Here is a 26,471-nt window from a genome sequence, read left to right on the forward strand (position 1 = left end):
ATGAACGATAACTGGGGGGATAAATATGGATGATAGAATGGTAGATCAATCATTACACAATGAAGAATCTTCTTTTGAATTCTCACTCAGACCAACTAAATTAAAACAATATATTGGGCAATCATCAATAAAGAACAATTTAGAAATTTTTATAAAAGCGGCTAAACTAAGGGATGAGCCATTAGATCATGTATTACTTTTTGGCCCTCCAGGATTAGGTAAAACGACACTTTCAAATATTATTGCTAATGAAATGGAAGTCAATATAAGAACTGTATCTGGTCCATCATTAGAGCGACCTGGAGATTTAGCGGCAATTTTATCTGGGTTACAACCTGGCGATGTTTTATTTATTGATGAAATTCATCGCTTAAGTAGTGTAGTAGAAGAAGTTTTATACTCTGCTATGGAGGATTTTTTCTTAGATATTATTATCGGTAAAGGTGATGAAGCACGTAGTATACGTATTGATTTACCACCTTTTACTCTAGTAGGTGCGACAACACGTGCTGGAAGTTTAACAGGCCCTTTAAGAGATCGATTTGGTGTCCATTTAAGATTAGAGTACTATTCGGAATCAGATTTAAAAGAAATCATTATTCGAACTGCTGAAGTATTAGGTACAAAAATTGATGATGAAAGTGCAGTTGAGCTTGCTAAGCGTTCAAGAGGAACACCTCGTGTTGCAAATCGACTACTAAAAAGAGTAAGAGATTTTCAACAAGTAAATGAAGATGAACAAATTTATATCGAAACAACAAAGCAAGCTTTAAACTTATTACAAGTGGATGATGAAGGCTTAGATTACATTGATCATAAAATGATGAATTGTATTATTAATCAATATAATGGAGGCCCTGTGGGACTGGATACGATAGCAGTGTCAATTGGAGAAGAACGTATTACAATCGAAGATGTCTATGAACCCTTTTTAATACAAAAAGGATTTATAGAACGAACACCAAGAGGTAGAAAAGCAACACCATTTGCCTATGAACATTTCAAAAAAACTAAAGAATGAGGGAATAATATGAACGTTGAGGAGTTTGATTATCATTTACCTGAATCATTGATTGCTCAGACACCTTTAAAAAATAGAGATCAAAGTAGATTACTTGTGCTAGGTAGAAAGACTGGAAATATTGCACATAAACACTTTACAGATATTATGGATTATTTTGAAACTGGAGATACATTAGTGTTAAATGACACACGTGTTATGCCAGCGCGTTTATTCGGTTTGAAAGAAGAAACAGGTGCAAAGGTAGAAATGTTAATGCTTACTAGGATAGAGGACAATGACTGGGAAGTGTTATTAAAACCAGCAAAACGTATTAAAGTAGGTAATACTTTATCATTTGGTAACGGCAAAATCATTGCTGAATGTATAAAAGAATTAGAACAAGGTGGGCGTATTATGCGTCTACATTTTGAAGGTATTTTAGAAGAACGCTTAGATGAGTTAGGTGAAATGCCTTTACCACCTTATATTAAAGAACGTTTAGACGATCCGGATAGATATCAAACTGTATATGCTAAAGAAAATGGTTCCGCTGCAGCGCCTACTGCAGGGTTACATTTTACAGATGAGCTTTTACAGAAAATAAAAGATAAAGGTGTCAATATTGCATTTATTACACTACACGTTGGCCTAGGTACCTTTAGACCAGTAAGTGTGGAGGATATTAATGATCATGAAATGCATAGTGAATACTATCAAATGACTAAAGAAACGGCAGATATTCTGAATAAAACTAAAGAAAATGGGCATAGAATTATTTCTGTAGGTACAACGTCTACTAGAACGTTAGAAACCATTCGTCGTGATCATGAACAATTTGTTGCCACAAGTGGTTGGACAGATATATTTATTTATCCAGGTTTTGAATATAAAGCAATTGATGGGTTAATTACTAATTTTCATTTGCCCAAATCAACATTAGTGATGTTAGTCTCTGCTTTTAGTAGTCGAGAATATATTTTGAATGCTTATAAAGAAGCGGTAAAACTTAAATATAGATTCTTTAGTTTTGGAGATGCAATGTTAATAATTTAATGAATGAGAGGTACAGATTATGCCAGCAGTAACTTATGAGCACATTAAAACTTGTAAGCAATCAGGTGCACGTTTAGGGATTATTCATACACCCCACGGCTCATTTGAGACACCCATGTTTATGCCAGTAGGTACGAAAGCAACAGTTAAAACAATGAGTCCAGAAGAGTTAAGACAAATTGAAGCTAAAATTATATTAGGAAATACATATCATTTGTGGTTACAACCTGGAAATGATATTATCAAACAAGCTGGGGGCTTACATAAGTTCATGAATTGGGATGGCCCTATTCTTACAGATTCTGGTGGTTTCCAAGTATTTAGCTTGAGTAATCTTAGAAAAATATCAGAAGAGGGTGTCGAATTTAGACATCATACAAATGGCTCTAAGTTGTTTTTAAGTCCAGAAAAATCAATGCAAATTCAAAATGACTTAGGTTCAGATATTATGATGGCATTTGATGAGTGTCCACCTATGCCTGCCGAATATAAATATGTAAAAGATTCAATTGAACGTACAACGAGATGGGCTAAACGATGTCTTGAAGCACATCAACGTCCAGAAGACCAAGCATTATTTGGTATTATACAAGGTGGAGAGTACAAAGACTTAAGAGAACAAAGTGCTAAAGAACTTGTATCATTGGATTTTCCTGGATATGCTATTGGTGGTTTATCTGTAGGTGAACCAAAACCAGTGATGTACGATATGGTTGAACATACGGTTCAATTTATGCCAGAAGATAAACCAAGATACTTAATGGGAGTAGGATCACCTGATGCCTTAATAGAATGTAGCATTCGCGGCATGGATATGTTTGATTGTGTGTTGCCAACACGCATAGCTAGAAATGGAACATGTATGACATCTCAAGGACGATTGGTTATAAAAAATGCTAAATATGCAGATGATTTTAGTCCTATAGATGAGAATTGTGATTGCTATACTTGTAAGAATTATACACGTGCATATATTAGACACCTAATTAAAGCAGAGGAAACGTTTGGTATCCGTCTTACTACTATTCATAATTTACATTTTCTGCTAAAATTAATGGAAGATATTAGACAGGCCATTCGAGAAGATCGTTTATTAGATTTTAAAGAAGAATTTTTCGAACAATATGGGCTAAATGTAGAGAACCCTAAAAACTTTTAATAAGGAGAACAACATAATGAATGTTTCAGCATTAATCTTGCCTATAATTTTAATTATAGTATTTTATTTCTTTTTAATTAGACCGCAACAAAAACGTGCGAAAGAACATCGTGAAATGATTAGTCGTATCGAAGCAGGTCAAAAAATTACAACTATTGGTGGAATCAAAGGAACAGTTAAAGCTGTGGATGAAACAGCAGTTGTAATCACAGTAAATGGTCATGGTACTGAAATGACATTTGAAAAACCTGCGATTAAACAAGTTGATCCATCATAAATTATAATAAAAAGACATTCCACGACAGTTTGTTGTCATGGAATGTCTTTTTATTAACTATTTATCTTGATTACACTAATAAAGAGGTTATGTTAAGATAGATAAGTCTTGTCACATAGATGTAATCTTTAATTCACTTGCACATGGTTTATTAAAAGATTATTCTAATTACATAAGTAAATAATGAGGTGTTCATGTGAAAAAAACAAGTAGAATAATTGCATTCATACTCATTGTAGCGCTACTGATTGTAGGTATGGGCTTTACATATAAGAATGTAGTTAAGAATGTAAATCTAGGTTTGGATTTACAAGGTGGTTTCGAAGTATTATATCAAGTTAAACCACTTAGCGGTGATGGTAAAATCGATGATAAGGCTTTACAATCTACTGCTCAAACTTTAGAAAATCGTGTTAATGTATTAGGTGTATCTGAGCCTCATATTCAAGTTGAAGACCCTGATAGAATTAGGGTACAACTCGCAGGGGTAAAAAATCCTGATGAAGCTCGAAAAATTTTGTCCTCACAAGCAAATCTGACTATACGTGATGCTGATGACCACGTTAAATTAACAGGTAAAGATATTGTACAAGGTTCTGCAAAACAAGAATTTAAACAAGGTACAAACGAACCTGCAGTCACTTTTAAATTAAAAGACCGTGCGAAATTCAAAAAAGTTACAGAAGAAATTTCTAAAAAACAAGAAAATATGATGGTAGTGTGGTTAGACTATAAAAAAGGTGATAGCTATCATAAAGAGTTGGAAAAACCTGAAGATAAACAGAAATACGTTTCAGCCGCTTCAGTAGATCAACCCATTAATTCAGACAGTGTAGAAATTTCAGGTGGCTTCCAGGGTCAACAAGGCGTAGAACGTGCTAAGCAAATTGCAGAATTATTAAATGCAGGTTCATTACCAGTTGATTTAAAAGAAATTTATTCTAATTCTGTAGGTGCACAATTTGGTCAAGATGCATTAGATAAAACAATCTTTGCATCAATGGTTGGTGTTGCAATTATCTATTTATTTATGGTAGGTTTTTACAGATTACCAGGTATTGTAGCAGTGATAGCTTTAACAGTATATGTTTATTTAACATTAGTAGCATTTAACTTTATTTCAGGTGTACTTACATTACCAGGTTTAGCTGCATTAGTATTAGGTGTTGGTATGGCTGTAGATGCAAACATCATCATGTATGAACGGATTAAAGATGAACTTAGAGTAGGACGAACGCTTAAACAGGCTTATTCTAAAGCAAATAAAAGTTCTTTCTTAACGATTTTTGATTCAAACTTAACAACGGTTATAGCAGCAGCAGTATTATTCTTCTTTGGGCAAAGTTCAGTTAAAGGATTTGCTACGATGTTATTATTAGGTATTTTAATGATATTCATCACAGCTGTCTTCTTATCAAGAGGACTATTATCACTTTTAGTTTCTTCTAATTACTTTAAGAAGAAATATTGGATGTTTGGTGTAAATAAAAATAATCGCCATGATATCAATGAAGGTGTAGATGTTCATGACTTAAAAACAGCTTTTGAAAAATGGAATTTTGTTAAATTAGCAAAACCATTAATTGGAGTAAGTATTTTAATTTTAGTAATTGGTATAATTATTCTAAGTATATTTAAACTTAACTTAGGTATTGATTTCTCATCTGGTACAAGAGTAGATCTTGATTCTGATACGAAGTTATCTCAAACGAAAGTTGAACGTACGATTAAAGATGTTGGTTTGACACCTGATCAAATTCAAATTAATGGTAATGACAATAAACAAGCAACAGTTCAATTTAAAAATGATTTATCTAAAGATGAAACTTTGAAACTTAATAAAGTTATTAATGATCAATATGGTCATAAACCGACAGTGAACACAGTCTCTCCAATGATTGGTCAAGAGTTAGCTAAAAATGCAATGAAAGCATTAATTTATGCAGCTATTGGTATTATTATCTATGTTTCATTAAGATTCGAATGGAGAATGGGGCTTTCTGCTGTCTTAGCATTACTTCATGACGTATTTATTATCGTTGCTTTATTCAGTTTATTAAGACTTGAAGTAGATATTACATTTATCGCTGCAATCTTAACGATTGTAGGTTACTCAATAAATGATACAATTGTTACTTTCGACCGTGTAAGAGAAAATCTTCATAAAATTAAAGTTATAACAGAACCTCATCAAATCGATGATATTGTTAACCAATCTATTAGACAAACGATGACTCGTTCTGTTAATACAGTTCTTACAGTCGTTGTAGTAGTTATCGCCATACTAATCTTTGGTGCATCAAGTCTGTTTAACTTCTCATTAGCATTACTTATTGGATTATTATCTGGTGTATTCTCTTCTATCTTTATTGCAGTTCCACTATGGGGAATCATGAAGAAACATCAGTTGAAAAAATCTGAAAACGATAAGCTTGTAGTTTATAAAGAGAAAAAATCAAATGATGAAAAAATCTTAGTATAATTAAATATATGATATAAAATTAGTGGAAGAAACAAAAGAATTCTAATTGAATTCAGTGTTTCTTCCTCTTTTTATTTATTCTTTTTTTAGGTATAATTGCTTGTGGAAAAAGGAAGGATAACTTTATGATTCAATCTAAATATAAATGGCTTTATGAAGCACCTAAACAAAATATATCGTCTGAGATTATTAAGGAATTTAATTTATCTCCTATTGTAAGAAAGATTTTAGAAAGTAAATCGATTACACAGTACGATGAGATAAATACATTAATTAATGGTACAAATAAAAAGCATGATTCATGGCTAATGAGTGATATGCAAAAAGCTGTTGATCGAATTAATTTAGCGATTGATAAAAATGAAAGAATATTAGTATATGGAGACTATGATGCCGATGGCGTAACATCTACAACGATATTAGTTCAAACACTGCAGAAATTGGGCGCTGAAGTCGGTTGGTATATTCCTAATCGATTTAGCGAAGGTTATGGCCCAAATAAATACGCCTTTCAAAATGCTTACGATGAAGGCGTATCACTTATTATTACAGTTGACAATGGAATACAAGGTCATGAAGAAATTGAAATGGTACAAGCATTAGGAGTCGATGTAATTGTTACAGACCATCATGAAATAGGCCGTACATTACCAAAAGCGTATGCCATTATTCATCCTATGCATCCAGAATTTGAGTATCCATTTAAATATTTATGTGGAGCCGGTGTCGCATACAAATTATCGCAATGTTTAATAGATCATCCTCCAGAATATTTCATAGTTCTTGCAACTATTGGGACGATTGCAGATTTAGTGTCACTGACTGATGAAAACAGAACGATTGTTCAAGAAGGTCTTAAATATTTAAATCAATCCTGTCCATTTCAAATTCAATCATTATTAAATCAAGCAGGATTTAATGATGAGATAGATGAAGAAACAATTGGTTTCATTATTGGACCTCGTTTAAATGCGGTAGGTAGATTAGAAGATGCGTCATTAGCAGCGGAATTACTGATGGCAGAAGATTCTGAAGAGGCGAATTTTTTAGCTGAACAAGTAGAGGCATTTAACATTGAACGTAAAGATATTGTAGCTCAAATAACAGAAGAAGCCCTATTGATGGCTAATGAAAAAGTTGAAAATGGCGACAAATTTTTACTTTTAGCTAAAGAAGGATGGCATGAGGGAGTATTAGGTATTGTGGCTTCAAAAATTGTAGAAACTTATGCTTTACCCACTCTTATTTTAAATATAGATTTAGAACAACATCATGCAAAAGGTTCAGCTAGAAGTATTGAACAAGTGTCCATGTTCGAAATTTTAAGTGCACATCAAGATTTGATATCTAAATTTGGTGGTCATCATATGGCAGCTGGAATGACGATGGAGATTGATAATATTGATGCATTATCAAAAGGACTAAATGAGTGGATGGTTCAGCTTTCTAAACATACTTCTTTAGAACCAACAAAACATATTACGACTAAACTTTCAGAAGATGACATTACTGTATCAAATATTCATGATATTAAAATACTGAAACCGTTTGGTACTGATTTTGAAAAACCTTTATTTGAATTGGATGATACAGAAGTTAATGATGTTAAAGTGATTGGAAAAGATAAAAATCATTTAAAATTAGTAACTGGTCAAGCTAAGTTACAACATTTATTTTGGAAAAATGGTGGTTTAATTACACAAATAGAATTAGGCCAACCCGTCAATATCATAGGACATTTACAAATAAATGAGTGGAATGGCAATCAGACACCTCAAATGATGATACAAGATTTAGCGACTCAAAATGAGCAAATATTAGATTATAGAAGTAAACGTAAACAACTTAACATTGATACGTCATCTAAAAATGTTGCTTTTGTCATTCATTCTAAAAAAGAGAAGCTAGGGGAGAATTATTTCCACTACGGTGAAACAATTGATTCATCATATAATACGATTGTATTTCGTGATTTACCAACTGATTTAGATAGTGTCAAACAATCTCTAAAACATTTAGAATACTCACAACTCTATTTAGTATTACACCATCAACATTCAATTTATTTCGAGGGGTTACCGAGTAGTCATCTATTTAAACAAAGTTATAAGGCACTATTCATTAGGAAAGAAATGAATTTAGAAAAAGAAGGTTTACAATTATGTCAATACTTAAATATTAAGCCAAATACTTTAAAGTTTATTTTAAAAGTATTTCTTGACCTAAGTTTTATTTACGAAGAAAATGGTATAATTAAAATAAATGATAATCCAAGTAAACAATCTATTGAGTCGAGTCAAGTTTATAAATCGAGACAGTCAAGAATTGAAGTTGAAAAATTAATGCTTTATGATGACTTTTCACATCTTAAGAATTGGATTAAAGCTCAAAAAGCGTAACGCATAGGAGGAAATTTTTAAATGGATTTAAAGCAATACGTATCTGAAGTACAAGGCTGGCCTAAACCAGGTGTTAGTTTCAAAGATATTACAACTATTATGGATAATGGTGAAGCATACGGTTATGCAACTGATCAAATTGTAAAGTATGCAAAAGATCGTAACGTTGATATTGTTGTAGGCCCTGAAGCAAGAGGATTTATTATTGGCTGTCCAGTTGCGTACTCAATGGGAATTGGATTTGCACCTGTAAGAAAAGAAGGAAAATTACCACGTGAAGTTATTCGCTATGAATACGACTTAGAATATGGGACAAATGTTTTAACAATGCATAAAGATGCAATTAAACCAGGACAACGTGTTTTAATCACTGATGATTTATTAGCGACAGGTGGAACAATTGAAGCGGCTATTAAATTAGTAGAAAAATTAGGTGGTATTGTTGTTGGAATAGCTTTTATTATTGAATTAAAATATTTAAATGGTATGGAAAAAATTAAAGACTATGATGTCATGAGTTTAATTTCTTACGATGAATAGTCATTAATTTAGTAATTAGATTAATATATACTTTAAAGCGAGTGTAGGAATTCAGATTGAATACTATCTCGCTTTTTTATTTATCGTTGTATCATCATTAATCTAATCACATTTATTTATTTAAAAACTTGTAGTATTATATAACTATTATTTAAACCAAAGTTAATCTTTTAGAGATTTTAATACTTTTGTTAAAATTACATTAATACTCACGCATCTTTAATTAATAGGAGTGGTACTCGGATTAATTAAGTAATGAAAAGAAATGTCTTGATTTTCAATGATTCGGTTATCGGTAGAGTATTTGAAATATTAAAAAGTCGGGGTGTCATATATTGAATAACGAGTATCCATATAGTGCTGATGAAGTACTAAATAAAGCTAAATCCTATTTATCAGCAGATGATTATCAATATGTTTTAAAAAGTTATCATATTGCTTATGAAGCACATCAAGGACAGTTTCGAAAAAATGGGCTACCATATATTATGCATCCAATTCAAGTAGCAGGTATATTAACAGAAATGCGCTTAGATGGACCAACAATTGTAGCTGGCTTTTTACACGATGTGATAGAGGATACACCATATACATTTGAAGACGTAAAGAATATGTTTAATGAAGAAATTGCACGAATTGTAGATGGTGTAACGAAGTTAAAAAAAGTTAAATACCGTTCTAAAGAGGAACAACAAGCGGAAAATCATAGAAAGTTATTTATTGCGATAGCTAAGGATGTTCGTGTCATATTAGTTAAATTAGCTGACCGCTTACATAATATGAGAACGTTAAAAGCAATGGCTAGAGAAAAACAAATTCGTATTTCCAAAGAAACATTAGAAATCTATGCACCTTTAGCGCATCGTCTAGGTATTAATACCATTAAATGGGAATTGGAAGATATTGCGTTACGTTATATTGATAGTGTTCAGTATTTTAGAATTGTTAATTTAATGAAGAAAAAACGCAGTGAACGTGAAGCATATATTCAAAATGCTATGGATAAAATTCAAACTGAAATGAATAAAATGAATATCCAAGGTGAAATAAGCGGTCGCCCTAAACATATTTACAGTATTTATCGTAAGATGGTAAAACAAAAAAAACAATTTGATCAAATATTTGATTTATTAGCTATACGAGTGATTGTGAATTCAATTAATGATTGTTATGCTATTTTAGGCCTAGTTCATACATTATGGAAACCGATGCCAGGTCGTTTTAAAGATTATATCGCTATGCCAAAGCAAAATATGTATCAATCATTACACACTACTGTTGTTGGACCTAATGGTGATCCTTTAGAAATTCAAATTCGAACATTTGAAATGCACGAAATTGCTGAGCATGGGGTGGCAGCGCATTGGGCATATAAAGAAGGTAAAACAATAAATTCTAAAACACAAGATTTCCAAAATAAACTTAACTGGTTAAAAGAGCTTGCAGAAACTGACCATACATCTTCAGATGCACAAGAATTTATGGAATCACTTAAATATGATTTACAAAGTGATAAAGTATATGCATTTACGCCAGCAAGTGATGTGATTGAATTACCTTATGGCGCAGTCCCTATTGATTTTGCTTATGCCATTCATAGCGAAGTTGGTAATAAAATGATTGGCGCAAAAGTTAATGGTAAAATTGTGCCTATAGATTATATACTTAAGACAGGCGATATTATAGAAATTCGCACAAGTAAACATTCATATGGTCCAAGTAGAGATTGGTTGAAAATTGTTAAATCATCTGGAGCAAAAAGTAAAATAAAAAGTTTCTTTAAAAAGCAAGATCGTTCTTCTAATATAGAAAAAGGTAAATTTATGGTAGAAGCGGAAATTAAAGAACAAGGTTATCGAGTTGATGAGATTCTAACAGAAAAAAATATTGAAGTCGTTAACGAAAAATATCATTTTGCCAATGATGATGATTTATATGCTGCAGTAGGTTTTGGTGGAGTTACTGCATTACAAGTAGTGAATAAATTAACAGAAAGACAGCGTATACAAGATAAACAAAAAGCATTAAATGAAGCACAAGAAGTCATTAAAACATCACCAATTAAAGAAGATATCATTACTGATAGCGGGGTTTATGTCGAAGGATTAGAAAATGTTTTAATCAAACTATCTAAATGTTGTAATCCAATTCCTGGTGATGATATTGTTGGATACATCACTAAAGGACATGGTATTAAAGTTCATAGATCAGATTGCCCAAATATTAAAAATGAAAACGAGAGATTAATTAATGTCGAATGGGTTAAATCAAAAGATTCAACACAACGTTATCAAGTAGATTTAGAAGTCAATGCATATGATCGAAATGGGTTACTCAATGAAGTGATTCAAGCCGTAAATTCAACCGTAGGAAGTATTATTAAAATGAATGCACGATCTGATATTGACAAGAATGCAATCATTACAATTAGCGTTATGGTTAAAAATGTAAATGATGTATTTCGTGTAGTTGAAAAACTTAAACAATTGAGTGATATTTATACAGTTTCTAGAGTATGGAATTAAAAGAGGTGCTAAGATATGAAAATAGTTGTACAAAGAGTAAAACGAGCATCTGTCACTAATAAATCTATTCATAACCAAATTGAAAAAGGTTATTGTTTATTAGTAGGTGTTGGGAAAAATTCGACGGAAGCTGATATAGAAGTATTAGCGAAGAAAATTGTTAACGCACGTTTGTTTGAAGATGATAACGGGAAATTAAATTTAAATATTCAACAAATTAATGGTGCGATTTTATCTATTTCTCAATTTACACTTTATGCAGAAGTTAAAAAAGGTAATAGACCAGGTTTCTCACAATCCATGCGACCTGAAGATGCCAAAATATTATACGATAAGTTTAACTCTGAACTTCAAAAGTATGATATTGATATTCAAACTGGTGAATTTGGGACAGATATGGAAGTAGAAATTATTAATGATGGTCCCGTAACGATTATATATGAAAGTCAGGATGGCAAAGTAATATGAATAAATTAGATACATGGTTAACTAAACATGATCTAAAAAATATGTTGACGTTAGTAGTAGTGTTATTATTTATTCTTTTTATAATATTATTATTTATGTTTATGAATCATAATGATCAAGATAGTAATAGACTAACAATAACGGAAGATGCAGAAATAAGAACAGGTCCTAATGCAGGCTATCCGGTGATATATAAAGTTGAAAAAGGAGATAGTTTTAAAAAATTAAAGACTACAGGAAAATGGATTGAAGTCCAAAATGCTAAAGGAGATAAAAAAGGATGGGTTGCTGGTTGGCATACGAGTTTGAATATTAAAGCTGATGTCAATAAACAGGAAAATCCTTTTAGGAATAAAACTGTGGTACTTGATCCTGGTCATGGAGGTAGTGATCAGGGAGCCTCAAGCTCCACGGCTCTTAAATCTCTCGAAAAAAACTATACTTTGAAAACAGCACTTGAATTAAAACGTGCATTAGAAAAAGCAGGAGCGCATGTTAAATTGACGAGAACAGATGATAGTTATGTAAGCTTAGATAATAGAAAAGCGACAGGCGATGTATTTATAAGTATTCATAATGACTCATTAGATAGTCATAATGCTAATGGCGCTACTGTATATTGGTATCAAAATAGTCAAGAAACATTAGCAGAAATATTAAATGCGAATATTCAAAAAAAGTCATTACTTTCTAATCGTGGTGTTCGTCAACAAAATTATCAAGTTTTAAGACAAACGAATAAACCAGCTGTGTTACTTGAATTAGGCTATATAAGTAATCCTACTGATGAAAAAATGATTAGAAATCAATTACATAGACAGGTTGTAGAAGAAGCAGTCGTAGATGGATTAAAACAATATTTTGCTTCATAATACTTGCAAACTTTTCCTAAAATCGGTATCATAATCTGTGAACTTTATAAATAATACCGTTTGTATTCTTGAAAAGACTAATGAAATAGTGGACAATCATAATGATTGTGAAGAGAAGTAATCCTAGGCTGAAAGATTATACTAGTACATTGGTATCTTTGAACACAAGAAAAGGTGCTTTGATAAAATAAAGCCGGTTTGCGTACGTTACACGTGATGAGTGGAGAATATTTTTATTCTCAATTAGGGTGGCAACACGGCATATCGTCCCTTATATAGCATGAAGCTATATAAGGGACTTTTTTATTAAAGAATTTTAATAGTTAACAACAATTTAGAAGGAGTGATTGTATGATTAAGATTCCTAGAGGAACGCAAGATATTTTACCTCAAGAGTCTGCAAAATGGCGATATATTGAAAATAAATTAGATGAATTAATGAAATTATACAATTATAAAGAGATACGTACCCCAATATTTGAAAGTACTGACTTATTTGCAAGAGGTGTAGGAGATTCTACTGATGTCGTTCAAAAAGAGATGTATACGTTTAAAGACAAAGGCGATAGAAGTATCACATTAAGACCTGAAGGAACTGCAGCAGTAGTGCGATCATATATTGAAAATAAAATGCAGGGTGAACCTAATCAACCTATTAAGCTTTACTATAATGGACCAATGTTTAGATACGAACGAAAACAAAAAGGTCGCTATCGACAATTTAATCAATTTGGTGTAGAAGCAATAGGAGCAGAAAATCCAAGTATTGATGCAGAAGTATTAGCAATGGTAATGCATATATATGAATCATTTGGTTTAAAACATCTAAAACTAGTGATTAATAGTATAGGAGACCAAGCATCTCGTAAAGAATATAATGAAGCATTAATTAAGCATTTTGAACCTGTCATTGATACATTTTGTAATGATTGTCAATCACGTTTGCATACAAACCCAATGAGAATCTTAGATTGTAAGATTGATAGAGACAAAGAAGCAGTTAAACATGCTCCAAGAATTACAGATTACTTAAATGATGAATCAAAGGCTTATTATGAAGCGGTTAAACATCATTTAGATCAACTAGATATCAATTATGTTGAAGATCCTAATTTAGTGCGTGGACTTGATTATTATACTCATACAGCATTTGAACTCATGATGGATAATCCAAATTATGACGGTGCTATTACTACGCTATGTGGGGGAGGTCGTTATAATGGACTTCTTGAGTTATTAGATGGTCCTAATCAAACAGGAATAGGTTTTGCCCTTAGTATTGAACGATTACTTCTTGCACTTGAAGAAGAAGACATAGAATTGAATGTGGATGAAGATTTCGATTTATTTGTCGTAACGATGGGTAAAAAAGCTGAACAATATAGTGTGAAACTTTTAAATGATTTAAGAAAACATGGCGTGAAAGCTGATAAAGATTACTTAAATCGAAAAATTAAGGGACAAATGAAGCAAGCTGATCGTTTAAATGCTAAATATACGATTGTAATAGGTGACCAAGAGCTAGACAATAATAAAATTGATGTTAAAGAAATGTCTACAGGTGAAACAAAAACAATTCAATTAGATGAAGTAGTTAGTTTCTTTAATAAAGAAAAGGAGAATAAATAATGGGTAAAAGAACAACATACTGTGGTTTAGTAACTGAAGAATTATTAGGTCAAAAAGTAACACTAAAAGGTTGGGTTCATAATCGACGTGATTTAGGAGGCCTTATTTTTGTTGATTTACGTGATAGAGAAGGAATTGTACAAATTGTATTCAATCCAGATTTTTCAAAAGAAGCTCTATCTATTGCTGAAACTGTAAGATCAGAATATGTGGTCGAAGTCGAAGGTTCAGTCACTAAAAGAGACCCAGAAACAGTTAATCCAAAAATAAAAACGGGTCAAGTAGAAGTTCAAGTATCTCATATTCATATAATTAATAAATCAGCGACACCTCCATTTTCAATTAATGAAGAAAATCAAAGTGTTGATGAAAATATACGTCTTAAATATCGCTATTTAGATTTAAGACGACCAGAATTAGCTCAAACATTTAAAATGAGACATCAAACAACTCGATCGATTCGTCAATATCTTGATAATAATGGTTTCTTTGATATTGAAACACCCGTATTAACAAAATCTACACCAGAAGGTGCGAGAGACTATTTAGTGCCATCTCGTGTACATGAAGGCGAATTTTACGCTTTACCACAATCACCACAATTATTTAAACAATTATTAATGATTAGTGGTTTTGATAAATACTATCAAATTGTAAAATGCTTCCGTGATGAGGATTTACGTGCTGATCGTCAACCTGAATTTACACAAGTAGATATCGAAATGAGTTTTGTTGATCAAGAAGATATTATTCAAATGGGCGAGGAAATGCTTTCTAAAGTTGTAAAAGATGTAAAAGGTATTGATATCCAAACACCATTCCCTCGTATGACATATGATGAAGCAATGAAACGATATGGTTCTGATAAACCAGATACACGTTTTGGTATGGAATTGCAAGATGTGTCTCAATTAGGAAAAGAAATGGATTTCAAAGTATTTAAAGATACTGTAGAACACGACGGAGAAGTTAAAGCAATCGTTGCTGAAGGTGCTGCAGATAACTATACACGTAAAGATATGGATGGATTAACAGAATTTGTAAATATCTATGGCGCTAAGGGTCTAGCTTGGGTGAAAGTTGTAGATGAAGGCTTAAGTGGTCCGATAGCAAGATTCTTTGAAGAAGAGAATGTTAACACATTAAAAGAATTAACAGGTGCTAAACCTGGAGATTTAGTAATGTTTGTTGCAGATAAGCCAAATGTTGTGGCACAAAGTTTAGGTGCACTTCGAATTAAAATAGCAAAAGAGTTAAAATTAATTGATGAATCAAAATTAAACTTCTTATGGGTAACAGATTGGCCTTTATTAGAATATGATGAAGATGCTAAACGTTATGTTGCTGCGCATCATCCGTTTACATCACCTAAAGATGAAGATATTGCTAAACTAGACTCTGAACCAGAAAAAGTTCAAGCAAATGCTTATGACGTAGTATTAAATGGATACGAATTAGGCGGTGGATCAATCAGAATATCTGACGGAGAATTACAAGAAAAAATGTTTGAAGTTTTAGGATTTACTAAAGAACAAGCTAGAGATCAATTTGGTTTCTTATTAGATGCCTTTAAATACGGTGCACCACCACATGGAGGCATTGCTTTAGGTCTAGATAGATTAGTTATGTTACTTACAAATAGAACTAATTTACGTGATACCATCGCTTTCCCTAAAACTGCTTCTGCAACTTGCTTATTAACGGATGCACCAAGTGAAGTATCAGATAAACAATTAGAAGAATTATCGTTAAGAATTCGTCATTAATCTTCATTTTTAAAATAGAATAATTTAGTGCTAAATTGGGACGGAAATTGAATTTCTGTTCCAATTTTTGTATAAACTAACTTAAATTTTAAATAACAATAATTATATTATGTAAACATATATATTTAAAGACATTTTAAAATATAAAATATCTTCATATAGTATTTAAGGATTTATTTAATAAGCTCTTTATGATAAAATATGTCTATAAGATAGTCATCTGTGTTGTTCGTATGTTTGCTTTTTATTTGGGCCTAACACTTTTTGATCAGGGAGCCCAATAGGTTTTCTTGCAGCGCACACGCCTCATTTGGAGGACTTGCAAAACAAGAAACAGGGCACCCACCTGTATATAGCAGGCCGAATGATCAAGCTTTTTATAACTACGGCAACTACGGACTCTATCGGTACGTAAGGCTTTAGGCCTTACGTATTTTTTTTGCTTTTTTCTGTTAATATAGTATTAATATTTGCTAAGTAAAGGAGTTAATTATGAAACATCAATTTTCTAGAAATGAATTAGCCTATGGACAAGAAGGACTAGATTTACTAAAAGACAAGACAGTAGCGGTCTTAGGGGTAGGTGGAGTTGGTTCATTTGCTGCTGAAGCTTTAGCAAGAACTAACATTGGTCACATTATTCTTATTGATAAAGATGACGTAGATATCACTAATGTAAACCGTCAAATTCATGCATTAACTACTACCATAGGTCAAAGTAAAGTAACATTAATGGAAGAACGAATTAAACTCATCAATCCAAATTGTAAAGTTACACCTCTTCACATGTTTTATACTGAAGAGACATATGAAGATATTTTTAATAATTACAATATTGATTATTTTATCGATGCAAGTGACACGATTATATACAAAGTCCATTTAATGAAAGAATGTTTAGATAGAGGAATCAAGTTGATTTCAAGTATGGGCGCTGCGAATAAAATAGATCCAACACGTTTCAAAATTGCTGATATTTCAAAAACATATATGGATCCAATGGCAAAAATTATTCGTAACAAGTTGAAAAAACTTGGAATAAAAAAAGGTGTTCCTGTTGTTTTTTCAGATGAGAGTCCAATAGTTATTCGTGAAGATGTTAAGAAAACAGTTGGAGATGCAAATGCAATAAATCGAAAAGGTCAAATGCCTCCATCATCGAATGCATTTGTACCAAGCACAGTAGGTTTAATTTGTGCAAGTTATGTCGTAAATGATATTTTAAAAGATATTCCTGTACGTAGAATTAAAGATAAAGGTAACAACTAACAAAAAACCTATGGAAGAGATGAATGAAGTATTATCATCTTTTCCATAGGTTTTATTAATTTTTATGATTTAAATTATCATACACTATTTTAAATTGTTGTTCACTTTTAGAAGTTGTTTTTGGCTCATAATATATTTTATTTTTTAAAGCGTCAGGTAAATATTGCTGTTTAATATAACCATTCTCATAATCATGAGGATATTTATAACCGATAGATCGGCCTAAGTCTTTTGCTCCTTGATAGTGACCATCACGTAGGTGATTAGGTATTTGTCCAACTTTGCCTTTTCTGATATCACTTAATGCACTATCAATTGCTTTTATAGCTGAATTAGACTTAGGAGATAGTGATAATTCAATTACTGCTTGACTTAGAGGAATTCGTGCTTCAGGCAATCCGAGTCGTTCAGCTGATTGAATAGCTGCTAGTGTTCTTTGACCAGCATTTGGAGAAGCTAAGCCAATATCTTCATAACTAATGACGAGTAAACGTCGTACGATTGTTGGAAGATCACCTGCTTCGATTAATCTCGCCAAATAATATAAAGCAGCATTAACGTCACTTCCACGAATAGACTTTTGAAATGCACTCATGACATCATGATGCATGTCGCCATCTTTATCACTGATAAAAGCACCTTTTTGTAAACAATCTTTAGCATCTTCTAAAGTAACATGACGTTGATTATTGGAAACTTTAGCACTTAATACTGCTAATTCCAAAGCATTTAAAGCGCTTCTTACATCACCATGACTTTGAGTAGAGAAATATTTTAGTGCATCTTCATCAATTTTTGGTTGATACGATTTTAAACCATTTTGATCATCATTTAATGCTCTAGTTAATGCTTGATATACATCTTTTTCATCAAGTGGATATAATTCAAAAATTTGTACACGTGAGCGAATCGCTGGATTAATTGCATGATAAGGGTTAGAAGTTGTAGCACCAATTAAAATGATTTTACCATTTTCTAAATGTGGTAATAAAAAATCCTGTTTTGCTTTATCTAAGCGGTGAATCTCATCTAATAATAAAATGACTTGTCCTGACATTTTAGCTTCTTCAACTATCATTTGCATATCTTTTTTTGTATTCGTTACTGCATTTAATTGTCTAAATTTATATTCAGTACTGCCAGCAATGGCTTTAGCAATACTGGTTTTGCCAATTCCAGGAGGTCCATAAAAAATCATAGAAGATAATTTTTTAGTTTCTACCATACGTCTTATAATGCCTCTTGGACCAACTAGATGTTGTTGTGAAATAATTTCATTTATATTTGTAGGCCTCATTCTTGAAGCTAAAGGTTCTGTATTCAATTTTTTCACACCTTTCTATTACTATATTAACTGAAAAAATGATAGAATGGGACTATATTATTCGAATTAAGTGAGGTAAAACTATGAAAATATCAACGAAAGGAAGATATGGGTTAACTTTAATGATTTCCCTAGCAAAAAGAGAGGGGCAAGGGTGTGTATCATTAAAAACAATTGCTGAAGAAAATCATTTAAGTGATTTATATTTAGAACAACTCGTGGGTCCTTTAAGAAATGCTGGATTAATTCGAAGTATTCGTGGCGCTAAGGGTGGATATCAATTAAGAGTCCCATCTGAAGAAATTTCAGCTGGCGATATTATTCGCTTATTAGAAGGACCTATTACTATTGTAGAAAGTATAGATTCTGAACCACCAGCACAAAAAGAATTATGGTTGCGAATGAGAGATGCTGTTAGAGAAGTTTTAGATAATACAACATTAAAATATTTAGCTGATTTTGTAGAATCAGATAACGATTTAGATGGTTATATGTTTTACATTTAAAAATTTAAATTAATTATGTTTAAAACTTTTTTACTGTGGTATTGGATTAAAGTAAGTAAAATTTACTTATTAAAAATTAAATGCTTAAATTCGAAAGGAGAATTTCAATATGGCATTCATGGATAAAGCAAAAGATGCAGCAGAGAAATTTAAAAATAGCGATAACGAACAAGTAAATAAAGTAAAAGATAAAATTAATGAATATACTGGTGGAAATAACGACAGTAAAGATGACAAAAAAGACAACAAATAATTAAAATTGTGAGTGATGATTTTAGTCATCACTCTTTTTTTATGAAAAATTTAAAACCTGTTGACAATTTATTTATGTTCAACAGGTTTTAATCAATATTATTTATTTAATTTTTGAATTACTCGTTTAAAACGCTCATATGATTCAAATTGTCTATCTTGGTCATAAATATAGCTTACGGCCATTATTTCATCAATATCACCATATTCCTCTAAAAATGCTTCTAATTTAGCTTTTACAGTTTCTTCAGAACCAATAAGAGAATCATCAAATCTTTGTTTTGCCATTTCATACTCTCTCGGTGTTAAAAGACCTTTTAAATCATCAGTTGGTGGTTGAACTGGTTGCATTCTTCCTCGAGCAATACTAATGAATACTTGTGCTAAAGAACTAGCTAAATATTCTGCTTCTTTATCAGTTTCTGTCACGATAGCATTTAAACATACAATCATATATGGTTTATCTAATGCTTCAGATGGTTCAAATAAGTCGTGATAAATTTCAATTGCTTCTTTCATTTGCTGTGGTGCAAAATGACCTGCAAAAACATAGGGTAGACCTTTTCTAGCTGCTAAATGTGCAGAGTCAGTTGATGATCCGAGTATATATAACGGTACATTTTTATCTACCGCAGGATAAGCTCTTACATAAGCTTGTTTATTTCCTGGACCAAAATAAGTTTGTAATTGTTCTACTTCTTCAGGGAAAGCATACACACCATTATGTTGATCTCGTCTCAATGCACTTGCTGTCATCATATCAGTACCAGGTGCTCTACCTAATCCTAAATCTACACGATTGGGATAAATGGTTTCTAAGGTACCAAATTGCTCAGCAACAACTAAAGGTGCATGGTTTGGAAGCATGATGCCACCTGAACCAACTTTAATATTATGAGTATGTTCAAGCGTATGTTGTATTAACAATGATGTAGCTGAACTTACTAAATTAGGTGCATTGTGATGTTCTGCAATCCAATAACGCTCATAATCTAATTCATCTAATTTTTGAGCTAAAGCCACCATATCATTTATTGCATCTTTATCAGTTTGACCTTCTCGTATAGGAACTAAATTTAATGCAGAAAATTTTATATCAGACATAGACTATTTCTCCTTTTTATCTTTATTACCTAATAGTTTAACAATTTAAAACAATTACAGTTATTAAATTGCTCATACTTAAAATGATTATTGAAAGAAAAATAGTTAATATATTAATTCATAAACAAGAAGGTAGAAAATTTTAGAATGAGGTGCTATTATAGGAACATTGATAATATTGTGGGGAGTGTACTTAATAATGGAAGTATATGCAGATTATGCTGCAACTACACCAGTCAAACCAGAAGTTATAGAAGTAATGATGGATATATATCAATCACACTACGGCAATCCATCTTCTATTCACTCAGTAGGTAGAGATGCTAGACGCTATTTAGATGAATCTAGAAGAAATGTTGCTCAATTACTAGGTGCTAAACCAAGCGAAGTTATTTTTACTAGTGGTGCTACAGAATCAAATAATACTTCTATTAAAGGTTTAGTCTATGCTAATGAGCATTTAGGTAATCATATTATTACTACAAAAATTGAACATCATTCTGTATTACACGTATTCGAGCAACTAGAGAAAGAAGGATATGAAGTCACATATTTAGACGTAGATGATACAGGTAAAGTTGATTTGGGTCAATTGGAAGAAGCTTTAACAGATGATACTATCTTAGTATCTATTATGTTTGTCAATAATGAAGTGGGCACAGTAGAACCTATTTACGATATCGAAAACATTGTTTCTAATTCAAATGCTCTATTACATGTGGATGCAGTCCAAGCAATTAGCCATTTAGATATTAAATTTAGTGAGTTTAAAATTGATACCATGAGTATTACTGCTCATAAATTTGGTGGACCTAAAGGTGTAGGTATTTTATTAGTAAAAAACAATACACCAATCGAGTATTCTCAATTAGGCGGCGAACAAGAAACTAAACGTCGTGCTGGAACGGAAAGTGTTCCACAAATAGTTGGAATGACAAAAGCTCTAGAAATAGCTACTAAAAATCGAGATCAAAATAATATTCATTTAATGCAATTAAAAGAACTTTTTTTAGTAAGTTTGCAAGAACGTGCAATTCCATTTGAAGTCAATGGTTCAATGGTAGAAACGACTGGCCATATACTTAATTTATATTTTCCATTTATAGATGTAGAAACAATGTTAACTTTATTAGATTTAGCAAATATTTATGTTTCGTCTGGTTCTGCATGTACAGCTGGCTCAACAACTCCGTCACATGTACTTGCTGCGATGTATGAAGATGACGATCGTGCAAAACATTCAGTCAGATTTAGTTTTAATGAAATCACAACTGAACAAGATATAAAATATATTGTTGCTGAAATTCATAAAATATATCATAAATTTAAGGAGGAATAGAATTTGTCAAATAAAGATATACGTGTTGTAGTTGGTATGTCTGGAGGTGTAGATAGTTCAGTCACAGCATACCTTTTAAAGGAACAAGGATATGATGTTATTGGCATCTTCATGAAAAACTGGGACGACACAGATGAAAATGGGGTATGTACAGCTACAGAAGATTATAATGATGTCATAGCAGTATGTAATCAAATTGGTATACCATATTATGCTGTGAATTTTGAAAAAGAATATTGGGATAAAGTATTCACATATTTCTTAGATGAATATAAAAAAGGTCGTACTCCTAATCCAGACGTCATGTGTAATAAAGAAATTAAATTCAAAGCATTTTTAGAACATGCATTAAAATTAGGAGCGGATTATGTGGCTACTGGTCATTATGCACGAATCCATAGACATGAAGATAGTCACGTAGAAATGTTACGTGGGATAGATAATAATAAGGATCAAACGTACTTTTTAAATCAATTATCTCAAAAACAATTATCTAAAGTTATGTTTCCTATTGGAGATTTAGAAAAAAAAGAAGTTCGTAAAATCGCTGAAGAACAAGACTTAGCAACAGCTAAGAAAAAAGATTCTACGGGTATTTGCTTTATTGGGGAACGTAATTTTAAATCATTCCTTTCTCAATATTTACCGGCACAATCTGGTGAGATGAGAACACTCAATGGTAAAAAAATGGGCATACACAGTGGTTTAATGTACTATACTATTGGCCAACGTCATGGACTAGGTATTGGTGGAGATGGAGATCCATGGTTTGTTGTTGGTAAAAACCTTGAAGATAATATTTTATATGTCGAGCAAGGCTTCCATCATGATGCATTATATAGTGATTATTTAATTGCTTCCGACGCATCATTTGTTAATCCAGTTGATTTAGAAAATGGATTTGAATGTACTGCTAAATTTAGATATCGTCAAAAAGACACTAAAGTATTTGTTCAAAAAGAAGATGAACAATCTATTCGAGTTACTTTCAACGAACCTGTTCGAGCTATTACACCAGGCCAAGCAGTGGTATTCTATAATGGAGAAGTTTGTTTAGGTGGCGCTACTATAGATGATGTATATAAAACAACAGGTCAACTTAGCTATGTTGTTTAATGTTTAGTAAACCGTTAACTCATTGTAAATGAGAATTAGCGGTTTCTTTTTAATTGTAAATTTATGTTAGAAATGGAGACATGGAAATGATTGAACAAGAAACAATATATCAGTGGATGAATAATGGTAATTATGAAGAAGCCATTAAAGCATTATTTAATAATATTGAAGAGAATCCTAATATTATTGAAAATTATATTAATGCTGGTATCGTTTTAGCTGATGTTGGTGAGATTGAGAAAGCAGAAAGATTTTTTCAAAAAGCAATAACATTAGATGACAAAAATGGCGCGGTTTACTATAATTTAGCTAATCTATATTATGAACAATCGCGTTTTCAAGAAGCGATAAAACTTTATCAACGAGCTTTAAAATATAATATGAATCCCGTTGATACTAATTATATGATTGGTATGTCTTTTAGCCAACTAGATGCGCAAAGAGAAGCATTACCCTTTTTTATGACTGCTGCTGAATTAGATCAAACTTTGGACACAGAAGTTCAATTTCAATATGGTTTAACATTATGTCATTTAGAAATGTTTCAAGAAGCCATTAAGCAATTAAACTATGTTTTATCTATTAATCCTAATCACGTAGATGCATTATATAATTTAGGTCTTGCAACATATATGGAAACTGAGGATGCTGATAAATCAATTCAGTATTTTGATAAAGCAATTCAAATTGATCCTAAACATTTATTAAGTCAGCATGCTAAACAAACATTTAAATCTCTAAAAAATGAGGAGGAATAATATGTCAAACCCTACACTATTTGATTACTCAATGGTTAAAGGAACAGTTGATACCATTCTGTTTCAAAATAAAGATAACTTTTATACTGTTTTAAAAGTAGATTCCATTGAAACTAATGAATCATTTGATAATCTGCCTACAGTCGTAGGGTTTTTTCCTAATATTGTTGAAGGAGATGTCTATACGTTTAAAGGACAAATTGTTCAACATCCTCGTTATGGTAAACAACTTAAAGCTGAAACATTTGAAAAAGAATTGCCTCAAACTAAAGATGCCATTATAAGTTATTTATCTAGTGACTTATTTAAAGGTATTGGTAAAAAGACTGCTCAGAATATTGTAAATACATTAGGAGAAAATGCAATAAATGATATTTTAACTGATCCTTCTGTTCTTGAAAATGTTCCTAGTTTAGCAAAAACGAAACAAAAACAGATTGTAGAACAGATTAGTGCAAATCAAGAGTCAGAAAAAATAATGATTCGCTTACATGACTTAGGTTTTGGTCCAAAATTATCTATGGCGATTTATCAATTCTATCAATCAGAGACTTTAAAAGTTTTAGAAAACAATCCATACCAATTAGTTTATGATGTAAAAGGTATTGGTTTTCAAAAAGCTGATACATTAGCTAGAAATAATGGTATTGCTTATAACGATTCAGAACGTTTAAAAGCTGGATTATTATATACTCTTGAAGAAGAATGTATAAAACAGGGGCATACTTATTTAGATGAAAATGCTGTATTAGAAATTACAGAAGATATGCTTTCAGATAAGCATTTAGATGAAACAATTGAACAACAACAATTAAAACATGTACTACAAACACTTTTTGAAGAAAAGAAAATTATTTTAGAGAATAGTCATGTTGCGATTCCAAGCTTATACTATTCAGAACTTAAAAGTGTTCAAAATTTGTATCGTATCAAAACATACAAAAATCACTTTAAAATAATAGAGCAATCAGATTTACAGATACATATTGGTGAACTAGAAGATCAAAATAATGTTAATTATGCTAAATCACAACAAGAAGCACTTGAAACGGCGATGAATTCGAAAATAATGTTACTGACTGGAGGGCCAGGAACAGGTAAGACAACTGTTATTAAAGGGATTGTAGAATTATATGCTGAAATTCATGGTCTATCTCTTAAGTATTCTGATTATCAAGAAGATGATTATCCAATCGTATTAGCCGCCCCAACTGGAAGAGCATCAAAGCGTTTACAAGAATCAACTGGCTTAGAGGCAATGACGATTCATCGATTAATAGGATGGAATCAAGATACTCAACCAGAAGATATTCTTGAGAATGAAATTAAAGCTAAGCTCATTATAATTGATGAAATGTCAATGGTTGATTCTTGGTTGTTCCACCAATTTTTAAGTGCCGTTCCACTAGATGCACAAATCATTCTAGTAGGGGATGAAGATCAATTGCCATCTGTCGGTCCTGGCCAAGTATTTAAGGATTTAATTGAGTCTAAAGCATTTCCAAGAGTTAATTTAACTGAAGTTTATCGCCAACAAGATGGTTCTAGCATTATTGACTTAGCTCATCGCATGAAACATCATGAGCCAATAGATATTACAAAACGTTATCATGATAGAAGTTTTATTCATTGCAATGTAGAACAAATTCCAACTGTAGTGGAGAAAGTAGTATCTAGCGCTGTAAATAAAGGATATGATATGAGTGATATTCAAGTTTTAGCACCTATGTACAAAGGAAGTGCAGGGATAAAAAGACTTAATCAAGTATTACAAAATATTTTAAATCCTAAAGAAAAAGATACAAGAGAAATAGAGTTTGGCGATATAACGTTTAGAAAAGGAGACAAAGTTTTACAACTAGTCAATCGACCAAATGATAATATTTTTAATGGTGATATTGGAGTCATAGTAGGTATATTCTGGGCTAAAGAAAATGCACTTAACAAAGATGTACTGATTATCGATTTTGAAGGAAATGAAATTACATTTACTAGACAAGATTTATTAGAACTCACACATGCTTATTGTACCTCAATCCATAAATCACAAGGGTCAGAATTTCCTATTGTCATTATGCCTATTGTCAAACAATATTTTAGAATGTTGCAAAGACCTATTTTATATACAGGTCTGACACGTGCAAAACAATCTTTAGTACTATTAGGAGATCCAAAGGCATTTGACATTGCCTTAAATACGCAAGGTCAAGAAAGACATACACAATTAAAAACACTAATTATAAATTATTTTGGTATGAGTCAGGTTAATATAGATGTAGAAGAGAATGATGAACAGATAAATATAGATGATAAAGATGATAATAATGCAGTTGAACACATTACTTTAAGTGAAGAAACAATTTATCAAATTAATCCAATGATTAATATGGGAAATGTTTCGCCTTACGACTTTGTTGAACATTGACAATTTAAACAAAAATACTTAAAATAAATTTGAATTCGCATAAAGATGAGTAAACTTTTTAACTTATGTAGAGATGTACTGGTTGGTGAAAAGTACAAGTTAATTTGTTGAACGCTACTTTGTGTTATCGTTTATATGATAATTAAGTGATGAGAAATTAAATATATTTCAAAAGTATTTATTTCTTGTAAGTAGGGTGGTACCG

At 31.6% G+C, this 26,471-nt stretch carries 21 protein-coding genes and 1 other RNA gene; 20 read left to right on the top strand and 2 right to left on the bottom strand.

Annotation, left to right across the window (positions count from 1 at the left end; translation table 11 throughout):
* Positions 1 to 25 precede the first annotated feature (25 nt).
* The 14 genes from ruvB (at position 26) to NST64_RS05775 (ending at position 17,442) form a co-directional block, all read left to right on the top strand.
* A complete protein-coding gene (gene ruvB, locus NST64_RS05710; protein WP_002448957.1) occupies positions 26 to 1,021 on the top strand; it encodes a Holliday junction branch migration DNA helicase RuvB in 996 nt (331 codons plus the stop codon).
* A 9-nt stretch (positions 1,022 to 1,030) separates the two neighbouring features.
* Positions 1,031 to 2,056, top strand: a complete 1,026-nt coding sequence (gene queA / locus NST64_RS05715; RefSeq protein ID WP_002448945.1) for a tRNA preQ1(34) S-adenosylmethionine ribosyltransferase-isomerase QueA — start codon at positions 1,031 to 1,033, stop codon at positions 2,054 to 2,056.
* A gap of 19 nt (positions 2,057 to 2,075) precedes the next feature.
* Positions 2,076 to 3,215 (top strand): tRNA guanosine(34) transglycosylase Tgt, encoded by a 1,140-nt coding sequence (gene tgt, locus NST64_RS05720; RefSeq protein WP_002455245.1) that lies wholly within the window; start codon positions 2,076 to 2,078, stop codon positions 3,213 to 3,215.
* Positions 3,216 to 3,231: 16 nt separating this feature from the next.
* The gene (yajC, locus tag NST64_RS05725) at positions 3,232 to 3,492 is read left to right on the top strand and encodes a preprotein translocase subunit YajC (protein WP_002448938.1); all 261 of its coding nucleotides are present in this window, start codon (positions 3,232 to 3,234) and stop codon (positions 3,490 to 3,492) included.
* A gap of 196 nt (positions 3,493 to 3,688) precedes the next feature.
* Entirely contained in the window at positions 3,689 to 5,974 is a 2,286-nt protein-coding gene (secDF, locus tag NST64_RS05730) for a protein translocase subunit SecDF (protein WP_107632429.1), read from the top strand.
* Between the two features lie 125 nt (positions 5,975 to 6,099).
* Positions 6,100 to 8,373: a single-stranded-DNA-specific exonuclease RecJ gene (recJ, locus tag NST64_RS05735; RefSeq protein WP_311059053.1), complete on the top strand. Its 2,274-nt coding sequence runs from the start codon at positions 6,100 to 6,102 to the stop codon at positions 8,371 to 8,373.
* 21 nt (positions 8,374 to 8,394) lie between these two features.
* Positions 8,395 to 8,913 carry an adenine phosphoribosyltransferase gene (locus NST64_RS05740; protein WP_002448963.1) on the top strand — a complete coding sequence of 173 codons (519 nt, stop codon included), beginning with the start codon at positions 8,395 to 8,397 and terminating at the stop codon, positions 8,911 to 8,913.
* A gap of 335 nt (positions 8,914 to 9,248) precedes the next feature.
* Positions 9,249 to 11,438, top strand: coding sequence for a RelA/SpoT family protein (locus NST64_RS05745; RefSeq protein WP_002449001.1), 2,190 nt, complete (start codon positions 9,249 to 9,251; stop codon positions 11,436 to 11,438).
* Between the two features lie 15 nt (positions 11,439 to 11,453).
* A complete protein-coding gene (gene dtd / locus NST64_RS05750; RefSeq protein ID WP_002448984.1) occupies positions 11,454 to 11,906 on the top strand; it encodes a D-aminoacyl-tRNA deacylase in 453 nt (150 codons plus the stop codon).
* Complete coding sequence (locus NST64_RS05755) at positions 11,903 to 12,778, top strand: N-acetylmuramoyl-L-alanine amidase (protein WP_049418467.1); 876 nt, start codon at positions 11,903 to 11,905, stop codon at positions 12,776 to 12,778. Before dtd ends, NST64_RS05755 begins: the two co-directional genes overlap by 4 nt.
* 351 nt (positions 12,779 to 13,129) lie before the next feature.
* Positions 13,130 to 14,407, top strand: coding sequence for a histidine--tRNA ligase (gene hisS, locus NST64_RS05760; RefSeq protein ID WP_049418465.1), 1,278 nt, complete (start codon positions 13,130 to 13,132; stop codon positions 14,405 to 14,407).
* On the top strand, positions 14,407 to 16,173 hold the full coding sequence (gene aspS, locus NST64_RS05765) for an aspartate--tRNA ligase (RefSeq protein WP_002448935.1): 1,767 nt from the start codon (positions 14,407 to 14,409) through the stop codon (positions 16,171 to 16,173). Before hisS ends, aspS begins: the two co-directional genes overlap by 1 nt.
* A 214-nt stretch (positions 16,174 to 16,387) precedes the next feature.
* A non-coding RNA gene (gene ssrS / locus NST64_RS05770) (6S RNA) lies at positions 16,388 to 16,578 on the top strand.
* 87 nt (positions 16,579 to 16,665) lie between these two features.
* On the top strand, positions 16,666 to 17,442 hold the full coding sequence (locus tag NST64_RS05775; protein ID WP_002455249.1) for a tRNA threonylcarbamoyladenosine dehydratase: 777 nt from the start codon (positions 16,666 to 16,668) through the stop codon (positions 17,440 to 17,442).
* 55 nt (positions 17,443 to 17,497) lie between these two features.
* Here NST64_RS05775 and NST64_RS05780 read toward each other — a convergent pair whose 3' ends face one another.
* Positions 17,498 to 18,766 (bottom strand): replication-associated recombination protein A, encoded by a 1,269-nt coding sequence (locus NST64_RS05780; RefSeq protein ID WP_107632459.1) that lies wholly within the window; start codon positions 18,764 to 18,766, stop codon positions 17,498 to 17,500.
* Positions 18,767 to 18,849: 83 nt separating this feature from the next.
* On the opposite strand from NST64_RS05780, the gene cymR reads away from it, so the two are divergent.
* Positions 18,850 to 19,272: a cysteine metabolism transcriptional regulator CymR gene (gene cymR, locus NST64_RS05785; RefSeq protein WP_002448977.1), complete on the top strand. Its 423-nt coding sequence runs from the start codon at positions 18,850 to 18,852 to the stop codon at positions 19,270 to 19,272.
* 109 nt (positions 19,273 to 19,381) lie between these two features.
* Entirely contained in the window at positions 19,382 to 19,525 is a 144-nt protein-coding gene (locus NST64_RS05790; RefSeq protein ID WP_002448973.1) for an SAS049 family protein, read from the top strand.
* A 98-nt stretch (positions 19,526 to 19,623) separates the two neighbouring features.
* Here the strand turns inward: NST64_RS05790 and NST64_RS05795 are convergent, their stop codons facing one another.
* Positions 19,624 to 20,628, bottom strand: a complete 1,005-nt coding sequence (locus tag NST64_RS05795) for an LLM class flavin-dependent oxidoreductase (RefSeq protein WP_049336022.1) — start codon at positions 20,626 to 20,628, stop codon at positions 19,624 to 19,626.
* A 199-nt stretch (positions 20,629 to 20,827) separates the two neighbouring features.
* Here NST64_RS05795 and NST64_RS05800 point away from each other — a divergent pair, with 199 nt between their 5' ends.
* The 4 genes from NST64_RS05800 to recD2 all read left to right on the top strand — a co-directional run bounded on the left by NST64_RS05800 (position 20,828) and on the right by recD2 (position 26,266).
* The gene (locus tag NST64_RS05800) at positions 20,828 to 21,967 is read left to right on the top strand and encodes a cysteine desulfurase family protein (RefSeq protein ID WP_049418460.1); all 1,140 of its coding nucleotides are present in this window, start codon (positions 20,828 to 20,830) and stop codon (positions 21,965 to 21,967) included.
* Between the two features lie 3 nt (positions 21,968 to 21,970).
* On the top strand, positions 21,971 to 23,083 hold the full coding sequence (gene mnmA / locus NST64_RS05805) for a tRNA 2-thiouridine(34) synthase MnmA (RefSeq protein ID WP_049418456.1): 1,113 nt from the start codon (positions 21,971 to 21,973) through the stop codon (positions 23,081 to 23,083).
* An 86-nt stretch (positions 23,084 to 23,169) separates the two neighbouring features.
* Positions 23,170 to 23,841: a tetratricopeptide repeat protein gene (locus NST64_RS05810; protein WP_049418454.1), complete on the top strand. Its 672-nt coding sequence runs from the start codon at positions 23,170 to 23,172 to the stop codon at positions 23,839 to 23,841.
* Between the two features lies 1 nt (position 23,842).
* Complete coding sequence (recD2, locus tag NST64_RS05815; protein WP_049437833.1) at positions 23,843 to 26,266, top strand: SF1B family DNA helicase RecD2; 2,424 nt, start codon at positions 23,843 to 23,845, stop codon at positions 26,264 to 26,266.
* Positions 26,267 to 26,471: the final 205 nt, after the last annotated feature.

The sequence above is a fragment of the Staphylococcus sp. FSL W8-1268 genome, assembly GCF_038003965.1.
Classification (GTDB): domain Bacteria; phylum Bacillota; class Bacilli; order Staphylococcales; family Staphylococcaceae; genus Staphylococcus; species Staphylococcus hominis.